Genomic DNA, 10,081 nt, shown 5'->3' on the forward strand with positions numbered 1-10,081 from the left:
ACACATGAACTTAGAAGACATACGCTATGGTCAGCGCATCCGCGTGCATGTGCCAGGCATCGGCGATGATGGTCAGGTTGGGACGATTACACGGGTGCGCGACACCCGCTGCTTCGTCCACCTCGACTGGGACCAGCGTCCCCGCCGCACGGTGGTCTTCTATGCAGTGGATCTCGAACGCCTGCCTGACCAACCAGGACGGCCACGTGCGACGGTTCGGGGCGCCGAACGCAGCACATAACGGATAAAGCCTTTACAACCACGGCACGGGCTCCAAGGAGATGCTATGAGCAGACTGATCGACACCACGGAATTACGCCATCGGGACATCTTTGCCCTGCCCACTGGGAGCGTGTATAGGGTCGAAGTGCAGGCAGACACCACAGGTCCGCTCCAGGCCCGCCTGTGGTGTGCTCATCCTCCCGATCCCGCTACGGCGCATCCCCCGCTGATTGACCTTCCACCTGGACCGGTGCGCCTGCTGATCGACCGGCATGAAACCGGCATCCATGTGCGTCATGACGGCTACGTCAAGCAGGTGTTCGTGACCGAAATGAATCGTCGCCACCAGGATCAGATGCGCCGCGTCTATGCAACCATGCAGCGCACGGCAGAAGCAGACCGCAAGCAGGCGGACGATCGCAAGCCATGGTGGAGAAAACTGTTTGCGTAGCGCGCTGCGCTGCTGGATGGCGCACGATAGCGCGATGTGCAAAGCGAGGAAGGCTATGTCACAGTATCTCCGACACGAGGCCGAGGACGCCGCTCGACGCCGGTCGGCGGACCGCGAACGGCGCACCGATCAGCAGGATCGCCAGGCACGTGCCAACCTGGTGAGCGCGGATCTGCGGCAGGCCAACCTGCATAATGCCAATCTATCGGAGGCGAACCTCCAGGGGGCTACCTTGCAGGACGCCCAGCTTGGCGACGCGAACCTCACGCATGCCGATCTGGGTGGGGCCGACATGCGCGATACCCATCTAGGGGTACGTGGCATTGACCGTGTTGATCTCAGCTTGGCCCGCCGCTCACACGGGATGATCGCAGCGTTGCGGGATCGTCTATGGAGTATGGTGGGGATCAGCCGTCGCCGCCACCTGCGCCCTGCCACCGTGCCAGTGAGAGCGGAGATCGTCAGATGAGTGATGGAGCACGTCCGGCACATCTGCCAACTACCAGGAGAGGAGCTTAATCATGGGATCGAAAGACAAACGCACGAAGGAAATCAAAAAGCCGAAAAAGGTCGCCCCCAAACCCCTCCCGCTGAAACCACTAATACGCACCATCCAGGATGATGCGTCAAAAGACCGGCCGAGCTGAGCCTGGTGCCACGGGCCGTTGCATGGGACAGCTCCTCCAGCTTCCCGATGCGGCTCGTGGCGCATGGTCCTTTATTGCCATGCGCGATCTTTTGGAACTGGTGGACACCGACATGACACACGGAGCCTGGATAGATGTCTGGTTCTTCGTCGCACTGGCGAAGAACACGCACGAGGAGCATGTCATGCGTCTCGTCCAGGTCACACTGCGCAACAGGTCGCAGTGTCCCGTGCGCTGGCTCACCGACGGTCATCAGTTGCCCCGGCGCGGATGAGCCCCACGCCCAGCAGGATCACCCCACCAGCCAGCACCGCCGCACCCAGATAGGCCAGGTAGATCAACGCATTCGGCTCGGTTGCGTCTGGTCGCAGGACCGATAAAAAGAAGGCCGCTGGAAGCAGGATCGCTGCGGCGGGAAGGGCGATCCGCACGACCTGCTTCCACCGCTCCGACAGGCGGGCAGCATCGACATATTGCAGGGCGATGAGCGCCAGGATCAAAAGGACGCCGGCATGAGCGTGACCGGCCCGCCAGAGATCCTGACGTAATGGGTTCTGCAGATAGGCCGGATCACCGATCAGCAGCGTCAAAAGACTGACGCCGCCGTAGATGACCGTCGGGAAGAGGACCAGCAGCAGGCCCGCATGCCACCGTGAACGTGGACTCATACCCACCTCGCGTAGTCGCTGAGCTCCCGGCACGTTGAGCGCGTCGCCTACGGGAGCGTTATGATCGCCGCATGGAGCCAGTATACCAGCAGCACCATAGACCGTTGGGGCAGGCCGCACGCGCCGCAGTTCCGCCGCATCGAGCCGCACGCTCTCAGCTTGCAGGAGCTCCGGCGTCACGTCGCGCAGCGCCTTAAGATCGCGCTCCGCACCGTGCAATTTACACAGCGCAGGATATTCCGTGCGCGACCGTCGATCAACAGGGCATGAGCAGCCACGCCGCAGGCAACAGCGCGGTGATCCATCATGCCGCGCTGGACACCGACAATCGACGACTTCGTGCGCGCCGCGTATGATGACCTGATCGGCCATGCCTCGGCGTCACGTCCGTACGCGTGAGTCGTCCAAGCGATCGACCCGCCGTGCCCTACTCGCGTGCAGGCGCTTGGTATGCGCCCTCAACGCTCGATCTTTACCTCCTCGATATTGTTATCCATCTCCAGGTCGATCAGCAGGTGATACGGGTCGATGCCAGCATAGGCGGGCTCGCGTGGCACGGTCACGGTGATCGTCTGCTGGCCGCTGCGGATGCGGTGCCGCTTGAGGTAGAGCGGCGCACCGAGTCCGTCGCCTTCGCCCGCCGCGAAGACACCGATCTCGACGAAGTCATCCATCGGCACCTCGGTTTCGTGGCCGACAGCGTCGGCCCTCATCTTCTTCGAGCGCACTTCGAGCGTCACCCGGAACTCACCGGTGCCGGTCGGCTCGACGACGGCGCGCTCAGCCTCGACGTCCCAGAGGGTCACTTCCTCGAACAGGTCCGTCAGCAGGTCCTGGAGCGAGTCGGGCGTGACGGCGCGCAGCTCGGCGTAGAGATCGAGCGACGTCGGGTAGGGCGGCCCCGCGTCGCGATACTTCTCGAGGTAGCGGCGCAGTGCCGTGTTGACGGCCTCTTCCCCGATGTGCTCACGCAGCGCGTACAGGGCGATGGCGCCCTTGCGGTAGGCGATATACGGCTGGTCCTCGACTTCCAGCGGCGGGACCTCGCGTGACTGCGACGCCCGTCCGCGGAGGTAGCGGTCCATCTGGAAGTCGTAGACCCGGCGGGCCACCTCGGGGCCATACGTCTTCTCCACCACCATCAGCGCGCTGTAATTGGCGAGCGACTCCGAGAGGAACGCCGCGCCCCGGACCGGAGCGCCCCGCACCTGCCCGCCCCACCACTGGTGTGCGATCTCGTGCGCGGTCCCGAAGAACGGCTGGTCTACCTCGCCTTCCTTTACGCGGCTGAGGAAGGCGTCCTCCGCGAAGGCGATCGTGTGCGGGTGCGCGTGTCCAAAGCCACCGTATCGTGGGAACTCGACGATGCGCAGCTGGTTGTCCGGGTAGGGTCCGAACTGAGCGGTGAAATACTCCAGCGACGCTTTCATGCTCCGGACCATCCGGTCCAGGTTGTAAGTGTGGGTTGGATGATGGAAGATCTGGAGTGCGACGTCGTTCCACCGGTCCTCGAGCACCGCATACTCGCCGGAGAAGACGGTAGCGCCGAACGAGGTCGGCGCCTCGGTTTCGTAGTGGAAGTAGCGTCGCCCGTGCTCGGTCCAGCTCCGGCGCAGGACGCCGGGCGTGACCGCGATCTGATCGGCAGCCGTACCGATGATCGCCTCGATGTGGACGAGGTCCGCGTCCCGTATTGCATAGCGGTGCCGCCTCGCGTCGGCGTCGTCGGGGCGCGGCATGGGCGGCCTGGGCTCAAGACCGAAGCGCTGCCGCGCCTCGTCGTCGGACAGCTCGAAGGCCGGCTGATAGCCGATGAGCGGCAGCCACCTCCGGTCGAAGTGCGCGCCGTTGCCGACCACGGCATTCTGGATCCCGCTGTTCGGGAAGCCGCGCGGCTGGAACGCCACGTCGAATACGAGCCGCAGCGAGTCCCCCGGCGCGAGCGGCTGATCGAGCGCGTAGATCCGGTACTGTACCTCGTCGTCCACGACCACCGGCCTGGCCGCGCGGTCGAACGAGATCGAGCGCGCCTGGATGTCCAGATCGGCGAAGAGCACGTGCACCGAGTCGATGGCCGTGTCGGTGCGGTTCACCAGGCTGTAGCTGCCGCGCAGGTCCACCGCCGGCTGGTCTGGATAGATCTCCACGCGCAGCGCCGCGTCGACGATAGTCGGCTGCGGGATGTCCTCATACCGCCCGTAGCGCTTCTCGTATTCGGCCTGCGGTGCGCCGCCTTCGTCCGCTGTGCGGTCGTCGTTCAGGATGTTCGTGTTGTAGAAGATGAATCCGCCCAGCACGAGGATCAGCGCGACCGCCGTGGCGGCTGCGCGCACGACCGGGCCGCTGAAGCGGGCACGCGCCAGGCCGAGCCGACGTCGGATACCCGGTTCACGACCCCGCACCCAGAACAGGACCGCGACCATCGCCAGCAGCAGCGCCCACGCCGCCCAGTAGAGCTTGAACCAGACGAACGGTGCGATGAACGGGCCGAAGCCATTCATGTCCGAGTACGTCCATCCCGGGTCGGTGCCGTAGAGGAGCAGGTGGTGCTCCACGATTCCGAGCATTCGCAGGGCTAACGTGGACGCGAAGGCCAGCAGCAGGACGACGTGACCGAGATACTTGTGGTTCACGAGGACCTGGATCGTCATCGTGAGTACGGCGAAGAGCACGTAGTCGGCCAGCTTCAGCCCGAAGAGGATCTGGAGGTAGAGGCCGATCTCGAACCGGTAGTAGCCCTGGAGCGCCTGGATCAGGACGCCGCCGACCATGAGCGCGGCCTGGAACAGTGCGATCAGAGTGACAAGGGCCAGGAACCGACCGAGCAGCGCGACGCCCTCCGCCACCGGCGCGGCATCCGCGATCTCGTCCACGTTCGCGTCGCGGTCCTTCCATACCAGCTCGCCGGCGTAGACGGCGATGAGCGCGTAGATGATGGGGACGACCCGTTCGGACAGGACCGTCCCGGCCACGAGGAGCGTGACCGGCCACGTGGACGTATCGAAGACGGTGTCGCCCACATTCCAGCCCATGAGAAGAGTGAGGCCCGTACAGCCGAGCAGGACCACGACAAACCAGCGGCTCGCCACGATCTCCGCCAGCGAGCGGCCCGCGACCGCGAGCGTCTGCCGCACCGTCATCCAGAAGCCGAACGAGCCGACGACGCGCGGAACCTCCACCGGCCGGGATCGCTCCGACCGCGCCTCGCCGATGGCGTGCCTCGCCTTGCTCCTGCGGCCGCTGACGCCAGCGTGCGCGAACCGGAAGCGCCGGTGCAGCAGCGCGAGTATGGCCGCTGCCACCGCGAGCCAGACCGCGCGGTTCCACACCAGGCCGACGGGAAAGCCGATGAGCCGGGCGTTCCGCTCCGCCGCCGTCCAGTACCGGGTTGTCTCCTCCAGCGCGCGGATCCCGAGCGGGTCGCTCAGCACCGACAGCACCGGGTTCTCGATCTGGCCCAGGGCATTCATCGCGGTGAGATAGCTGATGAAGAGGCCGATCGCGCCCAGGTACACCGGCACCACCTGCCGCGCGAGCACCCCGATCGTGTACAGGATCGCTCCCGCGAGGACCAGGTTCGGCAGCAGGAAGAGCAGGTAGGGCTGCACGTACGCGCCGCCCCGGAACGGGCCGACTGGCTCCGACTCGAACGATCCTACCAACCCCGTGGCGGCCAGGAGCCCCAGCGGGATCGCCAGCATGACGACGGCGTTGACCGCCAGCGCGGCGAGGAACCGGCCGCCCAGGTAGTCGGCCTTGCGCAGTGGGGAGGTGAAGAGCAGCGGGTCCATCCCAGCCGCGACGTCGCGGACCGCCGCATCGCCGAAGAGCGCCGCCGTGACCAGCATGCCGACGGTCCCGATGATGGCGGCGCCACCGGCGAGCCGTTCCGGCGCGTTGGCATGGCCGCCACCTTCCCCGTCGGCGGTGGCGAGGAACATCCAGACTGCGAGCAAGAACAGGCACCCGGCGTAGACCCAGGTCGACGTGCTGCGGAGGCGGTACTCGAGCTCGTAGCGGAAGACTTCGCGAAACTTCACGACGACGCCTCCACTCCCGCTACCGACATCGCCCCGCGCCGCCCGTGGTGACTCGCCATGACGCTGAAATACACGTCCTCCAGCTCCGGCTCGACCGGCTCGAACTCCGCGCCCGGCGACGCCTCGGCGTAGACGTGCACGATCGTGCGTCCCGCCAGCAGCTTCGTCGAGATCACCGGCAGCTCCGTCTCGACGGCTGGCAGTTCCGTCCGGCTCACGGTCCGGCGCCAGATCCTGCCCCGCAGCTCGTCGATCGCGCGCAGCGGCTCCGCTTCGAGCAGGATCGCGCCCCGGTCGATGATCGCCATGCGGCTGCACAGCTCCTCGACATCCTCGACGATGTGCGTCGAAAGGATCACCACGCTCTCCTCCCCGATCTCGCTCAGCAGGTTCAGGAACCGCACGCGTTCGGCGGGATCCAGCCCCGCCGTCGGCTCGTCGACGATGATCAGCTTCGGGTTGCCCAGCAGCGCCACCGCGACGCCGAAGCGCTGCCGCATGCCGCCGGAGAAGGTGCCGAGCCTTTCCCTGCGCACTTCCCACAGGTTCGTCTGCCGGAGCAGCGACTCGACGACGTCGCGCCGCACCCCCGGCTCGGCGATGCCCTTCAGCACCGCGAAGTGCTCCAGCAGCCGTTCCGCCCTCGCCTTCGGATGGAAGCCGAACGACTGTGGCAGGTAGCCGAGCGTCTGGCGCACCTCGGCCTTCTGGCGCAGCACATCAATGTCACCGAGGCAGATCAACCCTGTGTCCGGCTCCTGCAACGTTGCAAGGATGCGCATCAGCGTCGACTTGCCGGCACCGTTGGGGCCGAGCAGGCCGTACATCCCCACCGGAATCGTGAGCGTTACCTCCTTCAGCGCGTGCACGCCGTTGGCATAGGTCTTGGATACGTCACGAATGTGTAACTCCATGGGCATCTCCTGTTAGACGCACGATGCCCGCAGCGGATGAACGACCTGGGGAATCGTACAGGTAGCTAGGATGGTTGGCAGGAATGAAAGAGGCAGCGCGCCTCTGATCGGATCACGGTGCATAGGAACGCGATCCGGGGCCGTCGCGAACGGTGCGGGCGTCGGGGCAAGGCATTCCCTGGGCGTTGATCTACCCGGAGCGACCCGTGGTGCCAACCGCGCATAGCGCATGCCTCGCCCCTCCCGATCGTCGGCCCGTGGACCAGCCCTGCCCGGACAATGGATTGTTCGCGCAACGCCAGCGTCGACTCTGCCGACGGGAGCACTCAGTGCCCGCATGCAGACGGTCGCTTTCCGGCGTCGCACGCATGCGACGTCTTTCGTTCTTCCATCTCCCCAAACCCACTACGCGCCCGGAAACAGGAATGGAATCGCCAGAACCAAAAAGAGCGCCCAGCCGCCGTAGATCACGAGGGCAATGCTCGCCACGCGCTGGAGCGAGTCGATCCACGCCGGGCGACCGTCCCGCCACTGACGGTAGAGGAGGGCGATCAAGAGGCCGATGTTGATCGTGTTCCAGCCGATCACGGTGAGCCGGTTGGGCGTGATGCCGCCGAGCCAGGTGCGGTAGACCACCGCCGCCATTGCGTAGAGACTAATCAGAACACTTAATCCCGCCACGGCCAGGATCGCCATGCGCAGCCAGCTGTGGTAACGCGCGGGCACATCGCTGGCGCGCACAGGCGTCGCCCCCACCAGCAAGACCATTACCGCAAAGAGCATGACATTGTAGACGATCAGCAGCTCCCGGTGGCGAAACGGCCCCATAAAATTAAAGGGAATGAAGCACAGGTAGACAGCCAGGACCAGCAGGGTCAGCGGCAGCAGCAGACGCATGAGGATCGGGACCAGCCGCCCCAACCCCTGTTGGAAGCGCTGCTCCACCACCTGGCGCTTTGGCTGGAAGGCCACCGCCACGGCGATCACAGGCACCAATCCAGCTCCTCCCGCGAAGAGGACCTGCATCGCCCACTCCGGCATATTAAGACCAAGTGCCTGGAACAACCCTACGGTGATGATGGCAAAGGCAGCCATGCCGCTGCCGAAGACGCCGCCCGTGATCCCAATTTCCAAGGTTTTGATCAGCGCGGCAAAACGTTCGCGCGCGGACGATGCCCAGCCGAGCATGCCGAGCCCCACTCCAATCCAGGCCAGCAACGGCAGGTGAAACACCATCAAGATGTGATAGCTCTCCCCCGCCTGCCAGAGCGAGAGCGCAAAGATGTACGCGCTGGCGGCCACCACGCCCCCCAGCGCTGGCAGCGCCCGCTGGCGATAGGCGGGATTCTCCAGCAGCAGAAAGAGGTAGACCAGCACGGCAACGATGGGCGACCAGAACAACAAAAGGTAGGGCACCTCGTTGCCGAGGGTGAAGCGAGAATCGGCCAGCAGCGCAAACAACAGGCCAGCGAGCAAGGCCAGCGGCAGCGCCGTGCGCCAGGCGATGTGGCCCTCTTCGGTTTCGCCATCCAGTGGACGTGCCTGCAAGCGGTAGTACCAGGCCGCGTAGAGCGGATTGTCCGGCGCGCGCTGATAGCGGGATACCATCGCCGCGGCAAAAGAGTCGGCTTCGCCCTGGTGGAGGGCCGCCCGGTACAACTCTTCCAAGGTGTGGGGATCGTCGGAACTGAGGGCCAGTCCCTGTATGCTGTTCGCCATGTGATGCCTCCTTTGGGTCGTTGGCAATCATAGAATAATGTACGCAATCATAGAACAATGCACGCACTCATCGCGCAACTATTCTTTCAACGGCTCTCCATGTGGCGCAATGCCGCCTCCCAGGAGATTTTGCAGCAGGTGGATGGCGGTGCTTTCATTGGACTTCTCGTGCAGCGTCCGTTGCCGTCGATGCTGATCGCGACGTGCTGGCTGTTGCCTGTCGCGGCGAGAAAAGCGCTTTGTGTCATAAAGTTGTGCTCCAAAAAAAAGAGATGGGTCGGTTAGCGTTGCCGCGTTGCCTGAATCAGCGCTTCCATATGATCGAGATAGCGTTCCAGCGCGCGGCGTCCGATCTCGGTCAACTGATACTCGGTCTTGGGCACCCGTCCCTCAAAAGACTTGGTGCAGGTGATGTAGGCCGCCTCCTCCAGCTTGCGCGCGTGGACGCTCAAGTTGCCGTCGGTCGTGCGCAGCAGTGCTTTCAGGTCATTAAAACTTAATGCCTCGTTCACCGCGAGCGCGCTGACTATCCCCAACCGCATGCGCTCATGGATCAGCCGATCCAGCGCGGGCGCCTGCGCTGGCCCAGCCTGGGCGGGGGCCGGTTCGGAGCGATGCGGCGCGCGCGGGGTCGTGGATGCCGGTGCGCGTGCCGCGCTTGGGCGCTTAGCCACCATGCCTCCGGGCGATCACGACGCCGAAGATGATGTTCAGGCCGCCGAATCCGGCGGCCATGAACCAGGGATGCCAGGCTGCCGGGCTGAGCAGCGCCAGGCAGCCCAAGACCATAAAACACAGCCCCATGACCGGCACGATCTTGACGGAAAACGCGCCGCCGGTGACGATGCCGGTCCCAAAGAGCAGGAGCCACATGCCCGGCAGCAGGGCGGTAGCCCCGGCGCGATACAGCACCAGGGTCAAGACGGCCCCGGCGATCAGCGGCGGCGAAAAGCTCAGCACAAACTTGCGCGCCGGCGTCGAAACGAGCGGCAGGCCGGTCGCCCGCGCTTTGCGCACCGTCGCGGCAATCGCGATGGCGAAGGCAAGCAGCGCCTCGCCCAGCCAGAGGACTACCCAGGCGGCAGGCTGCGGGCGGGTGGTTGCGATGGCGGCGGTGATCAGCGCGGTGCCGCCGACGAGCACCTGGCCCCAGCCGGACACCGCGGTGAACGCGGTGGCTGCCTGCATGGTGTCACGAATAAAGCGCAGGTTGTCGACCGCGCGATCATGCAGGTCGGAGGATTCTGGCAGCGGAGGCTGCAGATGATGTAGGGATGCCATGGTGCGGATTATAGAGGGGTGCGGCAGTGCTGTCAAGTACTTTATGATCCAAAGGAGGGCTCGGTCACGTCGAGCACCAGCCCCCCGATGAACGGAACGGCATTGCGCCGCGAGACGCGGCCACGACGGAAATCCGCCG

Annotated in this window: 11 protein-coding genes; 5 read left to right on the top strand and 6 right to left on the bottom strand. The window is 65.0% G+C overall.

Translation table 11 applies throughout. The annotated features are described in order from the left end of the window. The 4 genes from VFZ66_25075 to VFZ66_25090 all read left to right on the top strand — a co-directional run. On the top strand, window positions 1-241 hold a 241-nt coding region (locus tag VFZ66_25075; GenBank protein HEX6292483.1), incomplete at its 5' end, for a hypothetical protein. A 45-nt stretch (window positions 242-286) separates the two neighbouring features. Beyond that, complete coding sequence (locus VFZ66_25080) at window positions 287-673, top strand: hypothetical protein (GenBank protein ID HEX6292484.1); 387 nt, start codon at window positions 287-289, stop codon at window positions 671-673. Between the two features lie 55 nt (window positions 674-728). Next, window positions 729-1,142, top strand: coding sequence for a pentapeptide repeat-containing protein (locus tag VFZ66_25085; protein ID HEX6292485.1), 414 nt, complete (start codon window positions 729-731; stop codon window positions 1,140-1,142). Between the two features lie 200 nt (window positions 1,143-1,342). Continuing rightward, window positions 1,343-1,594 (top strand): hypothetical protein, encoded by a 252-nt coding sequence (locus VFZ66_25090; GenBank protein ID HEX6292486.1) that lies wholly within the window; start codon window positions 1,343-1,345, stop codon window positions 1,592-1,594. Here the strand turns inward: VFZ66_25090 and VFZ66_25095 are convergent. The 4 genes from VFZ66_25095 to VFZ66_25110 all read right to left on the bottom strand — a co-directional run bounded on the left by VFZ66_25095 (window position 1,560) and on the right by VFZ66_25110 (window position 8,661). Next, window positions 1,560-1,988 (bottom strand): hypothetical protein, encoded by a 429-nt coding sequence (locus tag VFZ66_25095; protein HEX6292487.1) that lies wholly within the window; start codon window positions 1,986-1,988, stop codon window positions 1,560-1,562. The genes VFZ66_25090 and VFZ66_25095 overlap by 35 nt on opposite strands. A gap of 458 nt (window positions 1,989-2,446) precedes the next feature. After that, window positions 2,447-6,028: a M1 family aminopeptidase gene (locus VFZ66_25100; GenBank protein HEX6292488.1), complete on the bottom strand. Its 3,582-nt coding sequence runs from the start codon at window positions 6,026-6,028 to the stop codon at window positions 2,447-2,449. Then, window positions 6,025-6,942: an ABC transporter ATP-binding protein gene (locus VFZ66_25105; protein HEX6292489.1), complete on the bottom strand. Its 918-nt coding sequence runs from the start codon at window positions 6,940-6,942 to the stop codon at window positions 6,025-6,027. Before VFZ66_25105 ends, VFZ66_25100 begins: the two co-directional genes overlap by 4 nt. Window positions 6,943-7,347: 405 nt before the next feature. Continuing rightward, window positions 7,348-8,661 carry a hypothetical protein gene (locus tag VFZ66_25110; GenBank protein HEX6292490.1) on the bottom strand — a complete coding sequence of 438 codons (1,314 nt, stop codon included), beginning with the start codon at window positions 8,659-8,661 and terminating at the stop codon, window positions 7,348-7,350. Window positions 8,662-8,718: 57 nt separating this feature from the next. On the opposite strand from VFZ66_25110, the gene VFZ66_25115 reads away from it, so the two are divergent. Then, the gene (locus VFZ66_25115; protein HEX6292491.1) at window positions 8,719-8,946 is read left to right on the top strand and encodes a hypothetical protein; all 228 of its coding nucleotides are present in this window, start codon (window positions 8,719-8,721) and stop codon (window positions 8,944-8,946) included. Here VFZ66_25115 and VFZ66_25120 read toward each other — a convergent pair. Both VFZ66_25120 and VFZ66_25125 read right to left on the bottom strand, forming a co-directional pair. Further along, on the bottom strand, window positions 8,943-9,335 hold the full coding sequence (locus tag VFZ66_25120; protein HEX6292492.1) for a transcriptional regulator: 393 nt from the start codon (window positions 9,333-9,335) through the stop codon (window positions 8,943-8,945). The two genes, VFZ66_25115 and VFZ66_25120, sit on opposite strands and share 4 nt — an antisense overlap. After that, complete coding sequence (locus tag VFZ66_25125; protein ID HEX6292493.1) at window positions 9,328-9,942, bottom strand: hypothetical protein; 615 nt, start codon at window positions 9,940-9,942, stop codon at window positions 9,328-9,330. The genes VFZ66_25120 and VFZ66_25125 overlap by 8 nt, the downstream gene beginning before the upstream one ends. Window positions 9,943-10,081 lie beyond the last annotated feature (139 nt).

It is taken from the genome of Herpetosiphonaceae bacterium (assembly GCA_036374795.1).
GTDB lineage: Bacteria > Chloroflexota > Chloroflexia > Chloroflexales > Kallotenuaceae > LB3-1.

Excerpts from the sequence above, each read along its gene's own strand:
- VFZ66_25105 (HEX6292489.1), bottom strand. The coding sequence starts at position 6,942 with ATGGAGTTACACATTCGTGACGTATCCAAGACCTATGCCAACGGCGTG.
- VFZ66_25090 (HEX6292486.1), top strand. The coding sequence starts at position 1,343 with ATGGGACAGCTCCTCCAGCTTCCCGATGCGGCTCGTGGCGCATGGTCC.
- VFZ66_25125 (HEX6292493.1), bottom strand. The coding sequence starts at position 9,942 with ATGGCATCCCTACATCATCTGCAGCCTCCGCTGCCAGAATCCTCCGAC.
- VFZ66_25085 (HEX6292485.1), top strand. The coding sequence starts at position 729 with ATGTCACAGTATCTCCGACACGAGGCCGAGGACGCCGCTCGACGCCGG.
- VFZ66_25080 (HEX6292484.1), top strand. The coding sequence starts at position 287 with ATGAGCAGACTGATCGACACCACGGAATTACGCCATCGGGACATCTTT.
- VFZ66_25110 (HEX6292490.1), bottom strand. The coding sequence starts at position 8,661 with ATGGCGAACAGCATACAGGGACTGGCCCTCAGTTCCGACGATCCCCAC.
- VFZ66_25115 (HEX6292491.1), top strand. The coding sequence starts at position 8,719 with ATGCACGCACTCATCGCGCAACTATTCTTTCAACGGCTCTCCATGTGG.
- VFZ66_25095 (HEX6292487.1), bottom strand. The coding sequence starts at position 1,988 with ATGAGTCCACGTTCACGGTGGCATGCGGGCCTGCTGCTGGTCCTCTTC.